Genomic DNA, 22223 nt, shown 5'->3' with positions numbered 1-22223 from the left:
GTTGGTCATATATATGATAGTTGACTATGCCAATGCATGAATTTTTTATGGGGATGACCCAATTAGAATTAATTAATCGCGCACCAGGATTTTTTAAGTATCAACCACATAATGTCGCAGCACATTCGTGGAAAGTAGCACAAGTAGCACAATTTTTAGCAGACGTTGAAGAACAAAATGGGGCTACTATTAATTGGCAACTTGTCTATGAGAAGGCATTGAACCATGATTACACTGAACGTTTTATTGGTGATATTAAAACACCAGTTAAATATGCAACGTCTACTTTACGTTCTATGTTAGCGGATGTCGAAGATTCAATGACAGAAAACTTTATTAAAACTGAAATACCACGTCAATTTCAATCGGCCTATATGCGACGACTTGGCGAAGGCAAGGATGATAGTATTGAGGGACGAATTTTGTCTATCTCTGATAAAGTGGATTTGATGTATGAAGCGTATGGGGAATTAGAAAAATTCAACCCGGAACCGGTGTTTGTTAATATTTTTCAGAGTAGTTTAGAAGCGCTAGCCGAATTTAAAGATATGGCAAGTGTTAAATATATTGCTACAGATATCCTACCAGATATTTTTGAGGAAAATTTTATCAGTAAAGAGCAGTTATATGATTTAGCTAAAAGCTTGTTACCAGATTTTGCCGCTTCTCAAAAATAACAGAGCGGTTAGGTTAAAAAATAATGATATGTCAATCTATGAGTTAGTGGGGGAAAAATGGTACTAGAAAAAAATTATATTGCACGTATGCGAGAAAAAATTGGCCATGAAGGCATGATTTTCGTATCAGCATATGGCGTTTTATGGAATGAACAACATGATAAAATTTTACTTGAAAAACGTTGGGATTCTGACGTCGGATGGGGATTTCCGGGAGGATATCTTGAGTACGGTGATTCACCGACACAAGCAGTTATTCGAGAGTTTAAAGAAGAAACGGGTTTGGATGTTGAAGTGGTGCGTATGTTAGGGTTATCGACCAACATCACAGATAAAAATTCGTGGGGTGATGCACAAGAGACCATTGGTATTGGTTTTGAAGTACGCTGTGTTGGTGGTATCTTACGTAAGGACGGTACAGAGACAGTTGAGCTAGAATATGTTTCAGTTTCCCCTGAACCAAAAATGTTTGTGCCACAGGCACAAAAGACCATACATAGTGTTTTAACAGAAAATGAAGTGAGCGACAAACCTTGGATTCGTGAACATGGCGAATGACTTAATTTAACATCATTGAAAGAGAGAAAATATGGCATTTTTAGAACTCCAGAATATTAAAAAATCATACTACTTGGGTAAAGAAGAATTTCCCGTTCTCAATGGCATTGATTTGTCATTTGACAAAGGAGAATTTGTTTCGATTCTTGGTGAATCAGGTGGCGGTAAATCGACTTTAATGAACATTATTGGTGGGTTAGATCGTAATTTTGAAGGATTAGTTGAAGTCAACGGGGATAAGCTTGATCATAGACAAGAAAAAAAGCTTGATGTTTATCGTCGTGAAACAATTGGTTATATTTTCCAGAGCTTTAATTTAATTAATTATCAAACTAATTTAGAAAACGTTGAGACAAGTTTGAATATGACAACGCTATCAGCTGCTGAACGTAAAGAGCGAGCAAAAGTATTGTTAACCAAAGTTGGCTTGGCTGAGCATATTAACAAATATCCATCGCAATTATCAGGTGGACAAAAACAACGTGTCGCTATTGCACGCGCATTGGCTTCTGACCCAGATATCATGATTGCCGACGAGCCAACTGGTGCACTTGATTCTGTGAATACTATTGAAGTGCTTGAGCTATTAAAACAAATTGCAGAAGAAGGCAAACTTGTTATTGTTGTCACGCATTCACAGTCAGTTGCAGAATATGGGACGCGCATTTTACATATGGCTGATGGTAAAATTGATGAAGAAAAGTACTTGAAGGATAAATTTTTAGTACCAGAAGTGACCAAACGTTTAACATCAAGGCCTTTGAAAGCGTCATCAATTTGGGATATGGCATTTGATCATTTAAAGTATAAAAAACTTCAGAATTTCTTGATTATATTAGGCTCAGCAATTGGTGTGTTTTCGGTTATTATTTTCTTGGGCTTGGGTAATGGCATTAAAGGTTATATTGCCAATCAAGTTGATTCTCTTGTCAATCCAAATTATCAGTCTGTTGTTCGTAATACGACGCAGGACAAAGATGCTAGTACGGCAGAACGTATGCAAGCAACAGCACGAGCTATGACAACAAACTATTCGTCTACAACAATGGATAAAGCCATGTTAGATCGTTTAGATAATGTGAAGGGCGTTGACGCGGTATATGCTGGTGGTCAGTTTGGTAATGCTATATTTACGTATGGCAATGTCAAATCACAACCAGTGCAAATACAATCATGGTCACCACAGTTTTCTAAAAAAACAATTAAAGCTGGGCATCAAGCAAAATCTGGTGAAGTGCTGATTGATCAGTCATACGCTAAAAAAATCCAAAGTAACTATAAAGCGCTGATTGGGAAAACAATCTCATTTAGCTATATGGCGTTTGATTCATCAAATCGCCCAGTTGTCATTGCCACTTCAGCAAAAATTGCTGGCATGACTGATGGTGGTCAATCGGGGGCAATGTTTATTCAAAATTGGGCAACAATGAAAAATGATTTGAAGAAAAACAATGCGGTAACAGATGCGAACCAAGCTGCAGTTGAAATAAATGATACAAAAGCGGTTAGTGCAACCATGAAGCGTATTAATAAATTACAAAGTAATGGTATGCAAAGTTATGCTGGCGTTTCAATGACTGATATTTTAAGTACGATTAATACAATTACAAGTTTGGCATCATATGTGTTAGCTGCCATTGCTGGTATATCATTACTTGTTTCAGCTATTATGATAATTGTAACCACCTATATGTCTGTTTCCGAACGTACACGTGAAATTGGTGTGCTTCGTGCGCTTGGCGCCAGAGCTAAAGATATTCGAGGTCTATTTACAAATGAAGCCTTGCTAATCGGAATCATATCAGCCATAGTGGGTATTACGATGGCCTATGTTGGACAAATAGTAATGAATGCCGCCTTAAATGGGTTAATACATTTCAGTATTGTACAGGTATCGGTTGGTAATGTTATTTTTGCAGTCGTTATTTCAATATTAATTGCATTAATTGCTAGTTTTGTGCCATCACGACGGGCAGCAAAACTAAATACAATTGATGCGTTAGCTGCTGATTAATTTAATTTATCGGTGAGTTGAATAGTAAACCAAAAAATTTAGTCGCTTGTGAAATGTGAACCATTCATAAAAAAGCGGCTTTTTTTTTACAAAAAACATCTGCAACACGATGATTTGATATAATGATACATGTTGTAACATTTTTTAGAAAATTTATCATTTAAAAAGGAGCTATGATGCAAATTTTAAAGGAACACGCGCGACCTTATTTGCGAGATATTATTTTTTCGATTATTGCTGTTGTTATTATGGCTGGTGCATCTTTATGGCAGCCACGTTTGTTGCAAAGTGTCATGAAAGCGATTATTGCCGATGATCAAAACAAGGTGATGGTGTACGGCATACAGTTGATTGTTTTAGCGATAATTGGTTTGATTGCTGGGGTTGTTAATACAATTTTTGCGGCCAAGATCTCACAAAGTATTGCGGCCGATATACGAGCACATGAGTATCAAAAAATTCAATCGTTTTCATTTAGTAATATTGAAAACTTTTCAGCGGGCAATTTAGTTGTGCGAATGACCAATGATATTAACCAAGTACAGCAATTGATTATGATGGTTTTACAATCTTTAACTCGTATTCCAATACTGTTTATTGGGGCATTTATTTTGGCATTAATTACCTTACCAAAACTTTGGTGGATTGTTATCTTAATGGTCATTCTTATTGCATTGGCATCTCAAATCGTTTTTAAACAAATGGGTAAATACTTTGCTCAAATTCAAAATTTAATTGATAAGACAAATACACTTGCCAAAGAAAATTTGCAAGGTGTGCGTGTTGTTAAATCATTTAATCAAGAAGCAAATGAGCAGCAACGATTTACTGAGAATTCAGATCATTTGACTGGCGTGACAACGACCATTGGTTATTTGTTTTCAACAATGATTCCGATGTTCATGTTAATTTCTTATTTAGCTATTGGCGCGGCTGTCTTATTTGTCGGTCGAAATATTGTACAGAATCCAGATGATTTAGCAGCGATTACATCGTTTATTTCATATTTGATGCAAATATTTTTTGCTATTATGATTGGTGGCATGATGTCGACATTTGCCTCACGTGGATTTGTATCCCTTGGTCGTATCAAGGAAGTCTTGGATACAAAGGCAGATCTTACCTATAATTCTGATGCACCAGAAAAGGAATTGTCTGGTGATGTCTCATTTAAAAATGTCTCGTTCACTTATCCAGGGGATGAGCAACCAGCGCTTAAAAATATTTCATTTGATGTTAAATCTGGAGAAATGATTGGTATTGTTGGCGCTACTGGATCGGGAAAGTCGACCTTAGCACAATTGATTCCACGATTATATGATCCGACTGAAGGTGAGATAAGTGTAGGTGGTGTCAATTTAAAAGAAGTCAACGAAAAATCCTTACGAGCTACAGTATCCTTTGTCTTACAACGTGCCCTGTTATTTAGTGGTAGAATTTCAGATAATCTGCGTCAAGGTAAAAAGGCAGCGACTAATAAAGAATTAGAAAGAGCAGCGACAATTGCTCAAGCGGCTGAGTTTATCAATCAATATGATGACGGTTTTGAACATTTGGTAGAGGAACGTTCAGCTAACTTGTCAGGTGGACAAAAGCAACGATTATCTATTGCACGTGGTGTAGTGGGGTCACCACGAATTTTAATTTTAGATGATTCGACATCTGCTTTGGATGCACGATCAGAAAAACTTGTGCAAGAAGCGTTAAATGATGAACTTTCTGAAACAACCACTTTTGTTATTGCTGAAAAAATTAGCTCAGTTATTCATGCAAATCGCATATTAGTATTAGACGATGGCAAATTAGTCGGCATTGGTTCTCATAAAGAATTATTAGCATCATCGCCAATTTATACTGAGATTTATGAAACGCAAAAAGCGAAAGGGGGTAACTGAACATGAGTGATGTAAAACGTGCTATTAAATATTTTGCGAGTTACTTGAAACAATACTGGATTAGTTTAACATTTGTTGTGGTGATAACGATTATTTCAACTTATTTTCAAGTGAAAGCACCATCTTATATGGGTCAAGCAATTACAGAGTTGGCAAATTATCTTGGACAATATATGAATCCAGCTACACGTGCAATCGCTAGTAAAACACCCTTTTATCACGCATTTGAATCAATGATGTTGTTCTTTATCTTAACTGCAATTACGATGTTTATTTCGAGCTTTTTATCTTCTCGCGTGTCAGCACAAGCGTCTGGTCGCATGCGGATTGGCTTATTTGCTAAGTTGCAAAGAATGACAATCAAATATTTTGATACACATCGGGATGGCGAAATATTATCTTTATTTACATCAGATTTAGATAATATTTTTAATGCCATGAATCAGGCAATTTTCCAACTTCTATCGCAGTTTGCTTTATTTGTTGGTATTATTTGGATGATGTTTGATCAAAATGTTAAATTAGCATGGGTTACCATGGCTTCAACGCCTGTAGCCATCCTTGTTGCTTGGGTTATCATTTCTCGAGCACGTCATTTTATTGATGCACAGCAAGATGCAACAGGTAGCATGAATGGTTACATCAACGAACAAATAAATGGTGAAAAAATTATTATCACCCAAGGGCTACAAGAAGAATCAATTGCGGGATTTATGCCTCACAATGAAGAAGTGAAACAAGCTACTTTTAAAGGGCAAGTATATTCTGGTATGTTGTTTCCTTTGATGCAAGGGTTATCTTTGTTGAATTTGGCAATTGTGATCTTTTTTGGATCATGGTTAATTGTTTCTGAAGGCATGGACAAGGCAGTTGGGTTAGGATTAATTGTTGTATTTGTTAATTATTCACAGCAATATTACCAACCAATCACACAAATTACATCAATTTATAATATGTTACAGCTAGCGGTAACTGGTGCACGTCGTTTATCAGATGTACATGATCAAAATGAAGAAATAAATCCAGCCAATGGTCAAAAATTAAGCGGAATAAAGTCTGATGTGACACTAGAAAATATTCGTTTTGGGTATACAGCTGAAAAAGAAATTTTACATGATGTGTCAATTCAGGTTAACAAAGGTGAGATGGTAGCTTTAGTTGGGCCAACTGGATCAGGTAAAACGACTGTCATGAATTTATTGAATAGATTTTATGATGTTGATGATGGTGCCGTTAAATTTGACGGGGTTGATGTACGCGATTTGGATTTGAAATCGTTACGTGATCATGTCGGTATTGTCCTACAGGATTCAGTTTTGTTTAGTGGAACTGTAGCCGATAATATCAAATTTGGGGCGCCTGAGGCGACAGAAGAAGACATGGTAAATGCTGCAAAACAGGCAAATATTCATGAATTTATTGTCTCACTACCAGCAGGTTATCAAACGATAGTAGATGATGAAAATTCGGTATTTTCAACTGGGCAAAAACAGTTACTGGCGATAGCACGAACTATTTTAACAAATCCTGCTTTCTTGATTTTGGATGAAGCGACTTCAAATGTTGATACGGTAACTGAGGCTCGTATTCAAGCTGCCATGGATAATGTGATTGCAGGCAGAACAAGTTTTGTGATTGCCCATCGTTTGAAAACAATTTTGGGTGCTGATAAAATTATTGTGCTTAAAGACGGTAAAGTTATCGAACAAGGTTCTCATGAGTCTCTTCTTAAAAAAGGTGGATTTTATTCTGAGTTGTATCATAATCAGATGGTGTTTGATTAATCAGAAAATTAAAGCATGCTGCAACGACATCGATTGGGGTTGCAGCATGCTTTTTGCGTATGCGGGACAATTTTAAATTTATGGTATAATAGCAGTATTGTCATTATGGAATTTCTTTAATGTTCATATAAACTTTGGAGGACACAATGAATATTGGTCTCTTTACGGATACGTATTTCCCACAAGTTAGTGGGGTTGCTACTTCGATTAAAACGTTAAAAGAAGCGCTAGAGGCGCAAGGGCATCAAGTATATATATTTACATCAACTGACCCTAAAGTTTCGAAAAATAAATTTGAACCGCATATTTATCGTTTTTCTAGTGTACCTTATGCTGGATTTAAAGATAGGCGGTTGGCTTTTCGAGGATTGATTCAAGCTGTTGAAATTGCGAAATCATTGCAACTAGATATTATACATACACAAACAGAATTTTCTTTAGGATTACTAGGAAAATTTGTGGCACGTCAACTTAAAATTCCGGTGATTCATACATATCACACGATGTATGAAGATTATACACATTACGTTGCTAGGGGATTTTTAATTGGTCCTAAAGGCGTTGGCACATTGATGAAAGCTTATATGTCGGGAATGGTTGGTGTCATTGCACCATCTCAGCTTGTTCAAGAAACATTAATACGATATGGTATTAAAGCGCCAATACGTATTATCCCGACAGGTGTATCATTGCCAAGTACTGGTGTTGCTCACCAAAATCTACGTAAAGAATATGGTTTTTCATTAGAGGAGCCTATTATTTTGTCGCTTGGTCGCTTAGCCTTTGAAAAAAATGTTGCGTTAACAATATCTGCTTTTTCTGAATTATTACAAACTTGGCCAGATGCTAGGTTAGTTATTGCTGGAGATGGCCCTGCTAGAAAGTCGCTCGAGGAACAAGTTAGTGAACTTGCTTTAGAAAAACAAGTTATATTTGCAGGTATGGTGAATCATGATGACATTATTAATTATTATCAGATGAGTAATGTGTTTGTTAGTTCTTCTGATACGGAGACACAGGGGTTGACTTTTATTGAAGCAATGGCTGCAAATAGGCCTTTTGTGGCCATACATTCGCCGTATTTAGATAACCTTGTAGATCATGAAGCTATTGGTACGTTAGTGTCAGATTATGACGGATTACTGGCTGGAATTGAAAAATACTTACGCCGTCCAAATTCAGAAACTGATGCAATGATACGATCTAAAAAAATGAAAGATGTTGATGCCAATACTTTTGCACATCGTGTACTGGATTTCTATGAGACAGTATTAGCTGATTACCATGACACAGATATATCTGACGATGAAAACCCAACAGCCGATGAAGTGGGTTACATGAAGCGTATTTTACGAAATCCATTTAGGAGAAATTAATTGAAAGTTTTACTTTATTTTGAAAATCAAAAATTAATTGCTAAATCAGGTATTGGTCGCGCTTTGAAATTACAGCAACAAGCGTTAGCCTACACTGATGTTGAGGTAACAATCGATCCTAAGTGTGTTGATTACGACATATTGCATATTAATACGTATGGTATTAATAGCAAAAATATGGTGAGAAAAGCACATAAAATGGGTAAAAAAGTTATCTATCACGGTCATTCAACATATGAAGATTTTAGAAATTCATTTACTGGGTCTAATATGATTGCACCATTATTCAAATATTATCTGGTATCGTTATATCAAAAAGCTGATGCATTGATCACACCAACACCATATTCAAAAAAATTATTGAGAGGATACCAGTTAACTCAGCCAATAACGCCAATATCAAATGGTATTTCACTAGCGAAATATGCGCAAAATGATGATAAAGTCAGAGCTTTTCGCGAGTATTTCAATTTATCTGACGGTCAAAAAGTTATTATGAGTGTTGGCCTTTTTTTTGAACGAAAGGGTATTTTGGATTTTGTTGAATTAGCTAAAAGACATCCAGAATATTTGTTTGTTTGGTTTGGCTATACAGATTTAAGATTGGTACCACAAAAAATAAGACAGTTAGTGAAAGAAAATCACCTACGAAATCTCATCTTTCCAGGTTATATTACAGGTGATGTCATTCAAGGTGCCTATCAAGGTGCTGATTTATTTCTCTATCCTTCGTATGAAGAAACAGAAGGCATTGTCGTATTAGAGGCCTTAGCCTCAAAACAAAAAGTGTTAGTGAGAAATATTCCAGTCTATCATCAATGGCTAGAAGATGGTGTTAACAGTTATCAAGCCAACGATTTAGATGATTTTGATGCTAAAATGGTTCAAATTATAAATAATGAATTACCTGATTTAACGCAATCAGGATACCAATTAGCAGTAGCTAGAAATTTGCCAGCAATTGGACAGCAATTGAAACAAGTCTACGAAACAGTACTAAAGGGATAGCGTCAACCAATGAGTGGGGGAATGATGTCAAAAATCGATAAAATATCAACGATAATCGTGGTTGTCTTAACTGCAGTTGTCGTCTATTTTTTAACAAATGAGTTGCATGGCAAAAGTCAGCAGTTAGCAGCTGCGCTCAAACATTTAGATTGGCGTTGGTTATTTTTTGGTTTATTAATGATGATTTTATCAATTTTTTTAGAAGCAGCCGCAACTTATGTTATGTTAAATAAGGTTGATCGTAAGCAAACCTCAGTATTGTCTTTGTTGCGTGTGCCCTTATTGAATCTTTTAGGCACAGGGGTCACACCTTTTGCTACTGGTGGACAACCTGCACAATTATTTGGCATGACAAGAGCAGGTATTGAATCTGGTAGGGCACTGTCGGTTATTCTTATGAAGTTTTTGGTATACCAGGTTGTTGTTGTTTTATTTTTTATTGTTGCCTATTTTTCAGCAGAACATTTTATTTATGCCCAAGTAGATCCAACGTTTGCACAATTTATTCCATTTGCAATTGCCATTCATGCTTTTGTTATTCTGGGGATTGCATTAGTGATGTTTTGGCCAGCTGTGACACTACGATTAGTCGACATCCTCTCACCATTGGCTAAAAAAATGATGTCACCTGAACGTCATGACCGGTTAATTATACGTATAAAACAAAAAATTGATACTTTTCATAAGGAATCTCGTCGTGTTATTAGCAGCTGGGAGTCACTAGTTGGTGCGAGTATTTTTACTATTCTGCAATTGATTGTTTTTTATATGATTCCGTATTTTGTTATTCGTGCTTTTGGCTACGAAAATGTGAATCCTTGGCTAATCGTCACTATGAACATTATGATTGTAATGGTTATTTCGCTATTTCCTATTCCTGGTGGTGTCGGTGGCGCTGAATTGAGTTTCCAACTGCTTTTTTCACCTTTTGTTAATAATCCAGCTACAATGATCTTGGTGATTCTATTATGGCGTTTAATCACCTACTACTTTGGTTTGTTTGCAGGCATTATTACTTATCTGTTACCTGCTAAAAAAATAAAGGAAGGGCGTTAAAATGGCACTTGAAGAACCACGTACAAGTGATTTAAACCAAATTTTAAATCGTTTGCGTGCTATGATTGATTCAAATGATAATCAATATCAAGCACGACGATTTGACGCGTTTGGAATTGAAGCATTGCGAGTCGAATATGATCAATTAACTAAAATTTGGACAATTCATGAGCATCGTGAAGTCAGACAATTTCAGTTTGACGATATTGATTTGGTAGCGATTGAAATATATGATGTCTTACATGATTTTAAATTAATATTCTAATAGTATAATATAAATAGCAAATGGCATCTCCTTTATTATTTTTGAATGTCAATATGTTATGAAGGAAAATAAAATGAAGAATCTCTTAAAGAAAATTCCGAGTCCCAAATTTTTTTGGCGACAAATTAGGCAAACTATGGACACGTCAGCACCATTGGTGTGGTTTTTTGTTCTAAACGTTGTTCTAGTATGGTTTAAAACATTTGTTAATTATCATATGAATTTTAACCTTGGGGCTGAAGGTGCAACGCAACAGTTTTTGTTATTCTTAAACCCGATACCTACAGCTATTATATTTTTAAGTATTGCGCTGTATTTTCGAGGCGCGTTAAGTTATTGGATTGCAATTTTGTTTAATTTTATTCAATCTTTATGGCTATTCGCTAATATTTTATATTATCGTGAATTTTCTGATTTTTTGTCCATGGGTATATTAAGTTCTGGTAGCTCAACTGGCAATAATTTAAGTAAATCAATTGCTGCTATTATTCATTGGTCTGACTATATGGTTTTTATTGATCTTATTATTTTAGTTGCACTCGTTGTGTTTAAGCAATTAACAATAGATCGAAAAGGTGTTCAAAAACGATTTGCTATTTTAACAACGCTTTTGGGCGTAGTCTTGATGTTAGTAGATTATGGTATCGCTTCAACTGATCGTACAGGATTACTGACACGTTCATTTGATAATAATTATATTGTTAAGTATTTAGGATTGAACGAATACGCTGTATTTAATGGGGTGCAGACGTATAATCAAACAGAGAGTAGAAAACGTGCTAAACCAGCAGATTTAGCTAAAATTAAGCAATTTGTCTCGAAGCAAAAAATGCCAGATAATATTCAGTATTATGGGACACAAAAAGGCAAAAATGTTTTCATGATTCATTTGGAATCCTTTCAACAATTTTTGATAGATTACAAAGTTGAAGGACGTGAAGTAACGCCAAATCTTAATCAGTTTTACCATGATCAAAATACAATGAGTTTTGATAATTTTTATCATCAAGTTGGTCAGGGTAAAACATCTGATGCAGAGATGATGCAAGAAAATTCATTGTATGGTCTTTCGACTGGTTCGGCCATGGTGAAATATGGCACAAATAATACATTTGAAGCATTGCCCGCAATTTTAAAACAACGTGGTTATACAACAGCTGCTTTTCATGGTGATGTTGCTAGCTTTTGGAATCGTGACAATACGTATAAATCATTTGGTTACGATTATTTCTTTTCGAAATCGTATTATTCTAATGCTAATAAGCCAAGCTTTAATGTGGGCTATGGTTTAAAAGATAAAATATTTTTGCAAGATAGTGCGCACTATATAGAACAATTACCACAACCATTTTATGCCAAATTATTGACTGTAACGAATCACTATCCATACGAATTAGATAAGGAAAACATTGATTTTCCAGCGACTAAAACTGGAGATAAAACGGTCGATGGCTACGTACAAACGGCACATTATTTGGACCAATCATTTGGCGAATTGACTGATTATTTAAAAAAAGCAGGACTATATGATAATTCGGTTTTTGTATTGTATGGCGATCATTATGGTATTTCTGAAAATCATCAACCTGCCATTGCACAATTACTTGGTAAAGAAAAAGTAACCAATTACGATTTAGCACAATTTCAAAAGGTACCCTTTATGATTCATGCAAATGGCTTAAAGGGTGGTATTGATCATACCTACGGTGGTGAAATAGATATGCTACCAACATTATTAGACCTCCTTGGTGTGCCAGATGATAATATGACTATGTTTGGACAAGATATGTTATCGTCGAAATATGAAGGGGTTGTACCATTTCGTGATGGAGATTGGGTAACACCAACCTATATGAAATATAATAATCAGTATTTTAATACGAAAACAGGTGAACAAGTAACTTTGTCATCAGATGCAACGCTTAAAAAAATGGCTGCAAAGACACAAGATTATGTGGATAAGGTCCTAGAATATTCAGACTCAGTCATTACGGGTGACCTATTGCGATTTGATCAATCACGCTCTGATTTTCATACCGTCAATAAAAAAGACTTTGACTACAAAAGAAGTGCAGGTTTGGCTAAACTAAAAGCTGCACAACAAACAAATCCGTCAAGTGTCTTAGCCAAAAATAAAAACAAATCGACAACAAATTTGTACAAAACTGATGCACCGGAAGTTAATACCTCCTCATCTTCTGATGATCAAACCAGTGGCGCAGATACATCATCAAAATAAAACGAGCAAACGATAGAACGTTTGTTCGTTTTATTGTATAATGAAATAAAGTAGACTGAGGAAAAAAATATGCCTGAAAATGTTACAAATCGTGAGTTTGAAGTTGTCTCTAAATATCAACCAACTGGGGATCAGCCGCAAGCAATCAGTCAATTAGTCAAAGGTATTAATGCTGGCGTCAAAGAGCAAATATTACTTGGCGCTACAGGAACGGGTAAAACATTCACGATTTCTAATGTAGTTAAAACTGTTAGAAAGCCAACATTAGTGCTCAGTCATAACAAAACTTTGGCCGGACAACTATATAGTGAATTAAAGGAATTTTTCCCAAATAATGCGGTTGAATATTTTGTATCCTACTACGATTATTATCAACCAGAGGCATATGTTCCTAGTTCTGATACGTTTATTGAAAAGGATTCAGCAGTCAATGACGAAATTGATCAGCTGCGTAATTCTGCGACTAGTTCACTCTTATCTCGTAAGGACGTTATAGTTGTGGCATCAGTTAGTTCTATTTTTGGGCTTGGTGATCCACATCAGTACCAAGAACATGTGATCAATTTGCGTGTGGGAAACGAATATGGACGTGATCAATTGATGCGGGACCTAATTGATGTTCAATTTACACGCAATGATATTGATTTTCATCGTGGCACTTTTCGTGTACGAGGTGATGTTATGGAAATTTTTCCAGCATCAGAAGATGAAACGGCTCTGCGTATTGAATTTTTCGGCGATGAAATTGACCGTATTCGTGATATTAATTCATTGACAGGTGAAACGTCAGTAGAGCGTGAGTTTGTTTCAATTTATCCAGCCAAACATTTTATGACTAACGACGACCAAATGAATACTGCACTTGCTGGCATTAAACAAGAAATGATTGAACAAGTCGGTCAGTTTGAAACAGAGGGTAAGCTAATTGAGGCGCAACGTATTAAGCAAAGGACTGAGTATGACTTGGCGATGCTTGAAGAAATGGGCTTTGTCGGTGGTATTGAAAACTACTCACGTTGGATGGACGGTAGAAACCCAGGCGAGCCGCCATTTACCTTACTAGATTTTTTCCCAGATGATTTTTTGATTGTAGCTGATGAAAGTCATGTCACAATGCCACAAATTCGTGGCATGTATAATGGCGATCGCGCACGAAAAGAAACATTAGTTAATTATGGCTTTCGATTACCTTCGGCATTGGATAATCGACCGTTGAAGTTACCAGAATTTGAAAAACACGTTAATCAAATTATTTATATGTCTGCTACACCGGGGGACTATGAGTTGGAACGTGTGACTGATAATCATATCGCGCAGCAAATTATACGGCCAACAGGATTACTTGATCCAGAAATTGAAGTGCGTCCGGTTATGGGACAAATTGATGATTTAGTTGGAGAAATTAATGCGCGTTCAGAAAAAAATGAACGTGTATTCATAACGACTTTGACAAAACGTATGGCAGAAGATCTGACAGATTATCTTAAAAATGTCGGTATTAAAGTCGCATATTTACATTCTGATATTAAAACGCTTGAACGTACCGAAATTTTACGCGACTTACGTCTAGGTAAATACGATGTATTAATTGGCATTAATTTGTTGCGTGAAGGCATTGATGTGCCTGAAGTATCTCTAGTCGCTATTTTAGATGCTGATAAGGAAGGATTTTTGCGTAATCCGCGATCATTGATCCAAACAATAGGACGTGCGGCACGTAATGCCAATGGACATGTTATTATGTATGCTGATAAAATAACTAAATCAATGCAAGAAGCAATTGATGAAACAGCCAGACGTCGTGAAGTTCAGATGCAATATAATGCCAAAAATGATATCATACCAACAACAATTAAAAAAGAAATACGCGATTTAATATCTGTTCGTTCAGTTTCAACGGATGGCAAAACAACCATTGATCTTACTCAAGTCGCTTTTAAAGATCTTCCTCAAGATGAACAACAAAATATTATTGCTAATATGGAGGGACAAATGAAAGCGGCAGCTAAAGCTTTGGACTTTGAAGAGGCAGCGCAATTGCGCGATAGTGTTATGACGTTAAAAGCAGTATTGTAAGTCGGCTTAATTTGTAAGTTGTTACTGTCATGACGATAGGATCAAAAAATTTTAGATAAGGAATGCAGTTGTCGTATATTTGAAATAATATACGAGTACAATCGCTTTAAATACATGGCAAAAACTAATATTGAGATACGTGGCGCTCGCGCGCAAAATTTAAAAAATATTGACGTAGATATCCCCAAAGATAAGCTAACGGTAGTTACTGGCTTATCTGGGTCAGGGAAATCTTCTTTGGCATTTGATACGCTTTATGCAGAGGGACAACGTCGCTATGTTGAAAGTTTATCATCTTATGCACGTCAGTTTTTAGGGCAAATGGATAAACCCGATGTTGATTCAATAGATGGGTTATCACCAGCTATTTCAATTGATCAAAAAACAACGTCTAATAATCCGCGGTCAACAGTAGGGACAGTCACTGAAATTAATGATTATTTCCGATTGCTATATGCGCGTGTTGGTCGACCAGAAGATCCAAAAGACGGCACCAAAATTATGACAACAATTGATCAAATGGTTGCGTCTGTTTTTCAACAGCTGCCAATTGGGGTACGGTTACTAATATTTGCACCAATTATTAGCGGCAAACGTGGGTCACATGAAACAGCTTTCGAAAATATGCGTAAACAAGGTTATATTCGTGCGCGTGTTGATGGTGAAATAGTGGAAATTGATACGCAAGATATTAATTTAAATAAAAATAAGGCACATGATATTGATGTGATGGTTGATCGGATTGTGTTACGTGCTGACTCGCGTTCGCGTTTATTTGATTCAATAGAAGCGGCTATTCGATTGACAGGTGGCTTAGTTCAATTGGATGTTGTCACACGTAATGACGAACTAGAGATAGCACCTTTGAAGTTCTCAGATCATTACCTTGGCAAACTACAAGATTTTAGAGTAGGTCGATTGGAACCAAGATTGTTTAGTTTTAATGCGCCACTTGGTGCTTGTCAAATATGCCAAGGGCTAGGTGTTACACGTGAAGTTGATGTTGATTTAATTGTCCCTGATGTTACCAAAACATTACGTGAAGGAACAATAGCACCGTGGAATCCTATTTCATCGAATTATTATCCAGAAATGTTGCGCCAGTTTGCCGAACAGTATAACATTGATTTGGATATACCATTCGAATCACTACCAAAATCACACCAAGAATTGCTTTTGAATGGTTCAGGTACAAGTGATTTTCATTTTCATTATCAAAATGATTTTGGTGGTGTGCGTGACGTCGATATACCATTTGAAGGCGTTATTAATAATGTTTCGCGACGATTCAATGAAACCAACTCAGATTATACACGTGATCAAATGTCTAAGTATATGACGGAATTACCTTGCCAAGCATGTCATGGTTATCGTTTAAACGAGGCCGCACTCTCAGTTAAAATTAATGGGCGTCATATAGGCGAAGTTTCTGAAATGCCTGTTGATAAAGAATTGGCTTTTTTTGATGATATTATTTTAGGACAACAAGATACAATAATCGCTAAACCAATACTTAAAGAGATAAAAGATCGGTTAGGCTTTTTGGAAAGTGTCGGATTAAAATATTTGACATTATCACGTTCAGCACGCACGCTTTCTGGTGGTGAATCACAACGTATTCGCTTAGCGACACAAATTGGTTCTAATTTATCTGGTGTTTTATATGTTTTGGATGAGCCGTCAATTGGCTTACATCAACGCGACAATGATATGTTACTCCAATCAATGCGTCATATGCGAGATCTGGGCAATACATTAGTGGTTGTTGAGCATGATGAAGATACAATGCTTGCCGCAGATTATCTCATTGATGTTGGTCCTGGTGCAGGAACACTTGGTGGTGAGATAGTAGCCACAGGAACACCAGCAGAGGTTGCCAATAACAAACAATCATTAACCGGTCAGTACTTATCTGGAAAGCAATTTATACCAGTACCTACTGAGCGACGTAAGGGCCATGGCACTTATATTACAATCAAAGGTGCTAAGGAAAATAATCTTAAGAATGTGACCGCAAAATTTCCTTTAGGTAAATTTGTGGCAGTGACTGGCGTCTCTGGCTCGGGGAAATCAACACTTGTCAATCAAATCTTAAAACGCGCTTTGAAACAGAAACTAAATAATAATTCAGAAAAGCCTGGTAAGTACAAGAGTATTGATGGTGTTGAAAATATTGAGCAAGTTGTGGATATCGATCAATCTCCTATTGGACGTACACCACGTTCTAACCCAGCGACATACACGGGCGTATTTGATGACATTCGTGATTTATTTGCACAAACAAATGAAGCTAAGATGCGAGGATATAACAAAGGACGTTTTTCGTTTAATACCAAGGGTGGCCGTTGTGAAAACTGTCGTGGTGATGGTGTCATTAAAATTGAAATGAATTTTTTGCCAGATGTCTATGTCACCTGTGAAGTTTGTGATGGTACACGTTATAATTCCGAGACACTTGAAGTGACGTATAAAGGATTTAACATTTCTCAAATTCTAGATATGTCAGCTTCTCAAGCATTGGCATTTTTTGCACCAATACCTAAAATTGCGCGTAAACTTCAAACAATTAATGATGTTGGATTAGGATATATTAGATTAGGACAATCGGCGACGACTTTATCGGGTGGTGAAGCACAAAGAATGAAGTTAGCATCTGAATTGCATCGCCGTACAAATGGTAAAACAATGTATATATTGGATGAACCAACGACTGGTTTGCACGTTGACGATATTTCTCGGTTACTTGTTGTTTTACAGCGATTAGTTGATTCGGGAAATACAGTTATAGTGATAGAACATAATTTGGATGTCATTAAATCTGCTGATTGGGTAATTGATATGGGTCCAGAAGGTGGTGAAGGTGGCGGTAACGTTTTGGTGACGGGTACACCAGAAAAAATTATTAAAAACGATCTCTCATATACTGGAAAATATTTACAAACCATTATGGCACGCGATCTGTCACGTGCAGCAGCATTAAAATAATATAAAAAGCATCTATGAGTTAATAAAATTGCTCATAGATGCTTTTAAAATGACTGTGCTGACTATTTAGAAATTTTAACCTGTTTGGCTAAATCATGAATAGCCTTCAATGCGCGTTTACGCGTCTTGATGTTTGGACTCTTTAGTTTTCGAGCCGCTGAAGCAATGTCTAACTTTTCTGTCATGATAGGAGATCTCCAATTTGATTTTTTTCGCAAATAGGGACGGTGTTAAATGTTTTGATGATACAATTGACATTTACACTAGCAATCTTACTTACAATAGATAAGTATACCTATTTTTAAAAAAATGTAAACATCCTTCTAAAATATGCGTTAAAATAATAGTAAGAAATTTTAAGAAAGTAAATGTGTTTTTCTTTCAATTTACAATGTTGATGGTAGTAAATTATAGTTACATCACTTTGATTGAAAAAGTTAAACACCTAAATAATATGCCAGATAGACCAAAAATTGTTATTATTGGCGGTGGCTCGGGTTTGCCAGTTATTATTAAGCCGTTAGTTAAAAAGAATATCGATCTCACTGCAATTGTTACAGTTGCAGATGATGGCGGATCCAGTGGATTGCTACGAAATTATATTAATATTGTGCCACCAGGTGATATTCGTAATATTCTTGTTGCAATGTCTCATGTTGATCCTGAAATTACACAGGTCATGCAATATCGTTTTGATGCTAAAGATGATTTTTTTGCTAAACATGCAGTCGGCAATTTAATTATTGCAGCTATGACAGAAATGCATGGGAATATTTTTGATGCAGTGCAACATTTGGCTCGTTTTATGAACGTACGTGGCCGAATTTATCCAGTTTCTAATGAACCATTAGTGTTGCATGCTGAATTTAAAAATGGTGATGTGATTGCAGGAGAAGCAGAAATTACCCATGCTCACAAAACAATTGATCATGTTTGGGTAACCGGTGATGAACCAGGTGAGGAACCCAAAGCAGCACCAGAAGTAGTTGAGGCAATTATAAATGCGGACATGATTGTATATGGTCCGGGAAGCCTCTTTACCTCTATTTTACCTAATGTTGTGGTGCCAGAAGTTAGCGCAGCGCTACGCCTTACACAGGCAAAGCAGGTATATATTTCAAATATAATGACTCAAAAAGGTGAAACAGATGCTTACACTGATGCACAACATTTATTAGCTTTGAATTCACATATCGGTGCGCCCGTAGTAGATTATGTGGTTGCCAATAATGCTGTTGTACCAAATGATTTTGTTGATTTTCAAAAATGGGATGAAATTTCTAACCAGGTTAAACTAGATGAGGCTGCTGTTAATGTGCAAGGTGCCATACAGATAGCTGGTGATTTCTTGCAGTTGCGTGATGCCGGTGCGTTTCATGATGGTGGAAAAATAATGAAAGAATTATTGCAAATTTTGGAGCGAAAATAATGTCCTACGCAGCAGATGTTAAAAAAGAATTAACGGGTCTACTGGTTCATAATGGCAATGCAAAGGCAGAATTGTCGGCATTAATGCGAATGAACGGTGTAAGCACATTAGGGATAGATCAAACAGTGTCTGTTCAAACAGAAAACGCAGCCATTGCCCGTCGTATATATACTTTACTGACACAAAATTATGCGGACATTATTGTTGAAGTGAGGGTAGCGGATCATAATCATATGTCGCAACACAAATCATATGGTGTGCTACTCAAAAATAAAGTGACTGAAGTCATGACTGATTTAGGAGTTGATCCGTTTGGATTACACCCAGAAATTCCAGCGCGCATTTTGAATCAAGTAGATAAACGACGTTCTTTTTTACGTGGCGCTTTTTTAGCAGCTGGATCCGTTAATTCTCCAGAAAAGGCGAACTATCATTTGGAAATTTTTACAACGCATGAAGAACTAGCGGAACAATTGTTAAATATCATGAAAGAGTTTGATTTACCAGCTAAAATAACTGATCATTCAGGCGGCTTTATTGTTTATATTAAACGTGCAGAAAAAATAGTTGACTTTCTTTCAACTATTGGAGCCATGCAAACAATGCTGCGATTTGAAGATATCCGTATGATGCGTGATATGCGTAATTCAGTCAATCGTATGACCAATGCAGAAATGGCTAATATTCAAAAAACTGCAGATGCGGCGAACAAACAAGTGCAGCAAATATTATTTATTGCAAATGAAATTGGTGATTTAGATTTGTTACCAAAAAAAATACGAGATATTGCCAAATTGCGGTTAGAATATCCTGATGATTCCTTGGCAGAGTTAGGTGAGCGTTTAGAAATTAGCAAATCAGGTGCTAATCATCGTATGCGTAAAATAAAAGAGCTTTCACAACTAATTCACGATGGCATTCAATATGATTTAACAAAATTATGAAATAAATTTTAGCACTCTACATCTGTTTGTGCTAAAATAGAAATAAGCACATCTGCTTATTTAAGGTAAGTACATGTGGGAACAAAATAATTTGAAAATTAAGGAGCCTAACAACTATGTGGCCAGGAGTTATAGAACAAACAGCTAACGGACGTGAAAGTTATGATTTACCTTCACGATTGCTAAAAGATCGTATTATTTTGGTTCAAGGTGAAGTTGAAGACAGTATGGCAACTTCAATTGTTGCCCAATTACTATTTTTAGAAGCCCAAGATCCTACAAAAGAAATTTCAATGTATATTAATTCACCAGGTGGGTCTGTTACGGCTGGTCTTTCAATTACAGACACGATGAATTTTATCAAAGCACCAGTGACAACAATTGTTATGGGCTTAGCCGCTTCAATGGGCACAATCATTGCCAGTTCTGGTGAAAAAGGACATCGGTTTATGTTGCCTAATGCTGAGTACTTGATTCATCAGCCCATGGGTGGTGCAGTTGGTGGAACACAACAAACTGATATGTCTATTATCGCTGATCAGTTGACTAAAACACGTGCTAAATTAAACAAAATTTTAGCTGATGCATCGAATAAAGATTTAGAAACAATTGCTCATGATACAGAACGTGATAATTGGATGAGTGCTGAAGAAACCTTGGCATATGGCTTTATTGATGGCATTCTATCAAAAGCTGGTGAAAAGCCAGTAACAAAGTAAGTTGTATTAAAAATTATTGTGATAGTTAATTTAATAGTGTCATTTTGATTATTTAACCCTGAATACGATAAAAGTATTCAGGGTTTTTATTAGAAAATATGACTAAGTCAAAAGCTTAATAATTTCATTTATTTACGTGCAAAACTGCACAAAATGAGGTAAAATGAAGGTGCAGTATAAAATATGGAGGATATTATGAAAATTTTTGCGTACGGAATACGTGATGACGAGAAGCCATCACTTGAAGATTGGAAGTCAGCTCATCCAAATATTGAGGTTGGCTATACACAAGAATTGCTAACAGCTGAAACAGCAGCATTAGCTAAGGGATCAGTTTCAGCTGTGGTTTATCAGCAACTTGATTATACACGTGAAGCTTTGACAGCTTTGGCTGAAGTGGGTGTTACTAACTTATCATTAAGAAACGTTGGAACTGATAATATTGATTTTGAAGCAGCCAAAGAATTCAATTTTAATATCTCAAATGTGCCAGTATATTCACCAAATGCTATTGCGGAACACTCGATGATTCAATTATCACGTTTGTTACGTCGCACAAAGGCGCTTGATGCAAAAATTGCTAAACACGATCTACGTTGGGCACCAACAATTGGCCGTGAAATGCGTATGCAAACAGTTGGTGTTATTGGTACTGGTAATATTGGCCGTGTTGCAATTAAAATTTTGCAAGGATTTGGCGCAAAAGTGGTTGCATACGACAAGTTTCCAAATGCTGAAATTGCAGAACAAGGTTTGTATGTTGATTCATTAGATGAATTATATGCACAGGCTGATGCAGTGTCACTATACGTACCAGGTGTACCTGAAAATCACCATATGATTGATGCAGCAGCTATTTCAAAGATGAAAGATGGCGTTGTTATTATGAACGCATCTCGTGGTAATCTGATGGATATCGATGCTATTATCGATGGTTTGAATTCTGGCAAAATTTCTGATTTTGGTATGGATGTTTATGAAGAAGAAGTTGGTTTGTTCAACGAAGATTGGTCAGGTAAAGATTTCCCTGATGCTAAGATCGCTGATTTGATTTCACGTGAGAATGTTTTGGTTACACCTCATACGGCCTTTTATACAACAAAAGCGGTACTTGAGATGGTTCATCAATCAATGGATGCTGCTGTTGCTTTTGCTAATGGCGAAACACCTTCAATTGCTGTTAAATATTAATATCAGG

17 protein-coding genes are annotated in these 22223 nt (G+C 36.3%); 16 read left to right on the top strand and 1 reads right to left on the bottom strand.

Going from position 1 to position 22223, the window contains the following annotated elements:
- Nucleotides 1-26: 26 nt before the first annotated feature.
- The 12 genes from K5Q14_RS05100 to uvrA all read left to right on the top strand — a co-directional run bounded on the left by K5Q14_RS05100 (nucleotide 27) and on the right by uvrA (nucleotide 17933).
- Nucleotides 27-677, top strand: coding sequence for a YfbR-like 5'-deoxynucleotidase (locus K5Q14_RS05100; RefSeq protein WP_220734753.1), 651 nt, complete (start codon nucleotides 27-29; stop codon nucleotides 675-677).
- Between the two features lie 57 nt (nucleotides 678-734).
- Nucleotides 735-1235: an NUDIX domain-containing protein gene (locus tag K5Q14_RS05095; RefSeq protein ID WP_220734752.1), complete on the top strand. Its 501-nt coding sequence runs from the start codon at nucleotides 735-737 to the stop codon at nucleotides 1233-1235.
- Nucleotides 1236-1266: 31 nt separating this feature from the next.
- Nucleotides 1267-3249 carry an ABC transporter ATP-binding protein/permease gene (locus tag K5Q14_RS05090; protein WP_220734751.1) on the top strand — a complete coding sequence of 661 codons (1983 nt, stop codon included), beginning with the start codon at nucleotides 1267-1269 and terminating at the stop codon, nucleotides 3247-3249.
- Between the two features lie 176 nt (nucleotides 3250-3425).
- Nucleotides 3426-5144 (top strand): ABC transporter ATP-binding protein, encoded by a 1719-nt coding sequence (locus K5Q14_RS05085; protein WP_220734832.1) that lies wholly within the window; start codon nucleotides 3426-3428, stop codon nucleotides 5142-5144.
- Nucleotides 5145-5146: 2 nt separating this feature from the next.
- Nucleotides 5147-6928, top strand: coding sequence for an ABC transporter ATP-binding protein (locus K5Q14_RS05080; RefSeq protein WP_220734750.1), 1782 nt, complete (start codon nucleotides 5147-5149; stop codon nucleotides 6926-6928).
- Between the two features lie 146 nt (nucleotides 6929-7074).
- The gene (locus tag K5Q14_RS05075; RefSeq protein WP_220734749.1) at nucleotides 7075-8304 is read left to right on the top strand and encodes a glycosyltransferase family 4 protein; all 1230 of its coding nucleotides are present in this window, start codon (nucleotides 7075-7077) and stop codon (nucleotides 8302-8304) included.
- On the top strand, nucleotides 8305-9312 hold the full coding sequence (locus K5Q14_RS05070; protein ID WP_220734748.1) for an LTA glycolipid anchor biosynthesis glycosyltransferase, IagA/BgsA family: 1008 nt from the start codon (nucleotides 8305-8307) through the stop codon (nucleotides 9310-9312).
- A gap of 24 nt (nucleotides 9313-9336) precedes the next feature.
- Nucleotides 9337-10368, top strand: coding sequence for a lysylphosphatidylglycerol synthase transmembrane domain-containing protein (locus tag K5Q14_RS05065; protein WP_220734831.1), 1032 nt, complete (start codon nucleotides 9337-9339; stop codon nucleotides 10366-10368).
- A 1-nt stretch (nucleotide 10369) separates the two neighbouring features.
- The gene (locus K5Q14_RS05060) at nucleotides 10370-10633 is read left to right on the top strand and encodes a YkuJ family protein (RefSeq protein WP_220734747.1); all 264 of its coding nucleotides are present in this window, start codon (nucleotides 10370-10372) and stop codon (nucleotides 10631-10633) included.
- A gap of 73 nt (nucleotides 10634-10706) precedes the next feature.
- On the top strand, nucleotides 10707-12872 hold the full coding sequence (locus K5Q14_RS05055; RefSeq protein ID WP_220734746.1) for an LTA synthase family protein: 2166 nt from the start codon (nucleotides 10707-10709) through the stop codon (nucleotides 12870-12872).
- A gap of 69 nt (nucleotides 12873-12941) precedes the next feature.
- Nucleotides 12942-14948 carry an excinuclease ABC subunit UvrB gene (uvrB, locus tag K5Q14_RS05050; RefSeq protein WP_220734745.1) on the top strand — a complete coding sequence of 669 codons (2007 nt, stop codon included), beginning with the start codon at nucleotides 12942-12944 and terminating at the stop codon, nucleotides 14946-14948.
- A 114-nt stretch (nucleotides 14949-15062) separates the two neighbouring features.
- The gene (uvrA, locus tag K5Q14_RS05045; RefSeq protein WP_220734744.1) at nucleotides 15063-17933 is read left to right on the top strand and encodes an excinuclease ABC subunit UvrA; all 2871 of its coding nucleotides are present in this window, start codon (nucleotides 15063-15065) and stop codon (nucleotides 17931-17933) included.
- A gap of 62 nt (nucleotides 17934-17995) precedes the next feature.
- Here uvrA and K5Q14_RS05040 read toward each other — a convergent pair whose 3' ends face one another.
- Nucleotides 17996-18118: a putative metal homeostasis protein gene (locus K5Q14_RS05040; protein ID WP_010015310.1), complete on the bottom strand. Its 123-nt coding sequence runs from the start codon at nucleotides 18116-18118 to the stop codon at nucleotides 17996-17998.
- A gap of 269 nt (nucleotides 18119-18387) precedes the next feature.
- Between K5Q14_RS05040 and K5Q14_RS05035 the strand changes: the two genes are divergently transcribed.
- From K5Q14_RS05035 to K5Q14_RS05020, 4 genes are all read left to right on the top strand, one after another.
- Nucleotides 18388-19362, top strand: a complete 975-nt coding sequence (locus tag K5Q14_RS05035) for a gluconeogenesis factor YvcK family protein (RefSeq protein WP_220734743.1) — start codon at nucleotides 18388-18390, stop codon at nucleotides 19360-19362.
- Nucleotides 19362-20306, top strand: coding sequence for a DNA-binding protein WhiA (whiA, locus tag K5Q14_RS05030; protein WP_220734742.1), 945 nt, complete (start codon nucleotides 19362-19364; stop codon nucleotides 20304-20306). Before K5Q14_RS05035 ends, whiA begins: the two co-directional genes overlap by 1 nt.
- A 116-nt stretch (nucleotides 20307-20422) precedes the next feature.
- Nucleotides 20423-21025, top strand: a complete 603-nt coding sequence (locus K5Q14_RS05025) for an ATP-dependent Clp protease proteolytic subunit (protein ID WP_220734741.1) — start codon at nucleotides 20423-20425, stop codon at nucleotides 21023-21025.
- Between the two features lie 195 nt (nucleotides 21026-21220).
- A complete protein-coding gene (locus K5Q14_RS05020; protein ID WP_220734740.1) occupies nucleotides 21221-22216 on the top strand; it encodes a D-2-hydroxyacid dehydrogenase in 996 nt (331 codons plus the stop codon).
- Nucleotides 22217-22223: the final 7 nt, after the last annotated feature.

The organism is Leuconostoc inhae (genome assembly GCF_019656015.1).
Lineage (GTDB): Bacteria > Bacillota > Bacilli > Lactobacillales > Lactobacillaceae > Leuconostoc > Leuconostoc inhae_A.
The sequence above is the reverse complement of the archived record's forward strand: the minus strand, read 5'-3'. Positions and strand labels throughout refer to the sequence as shown.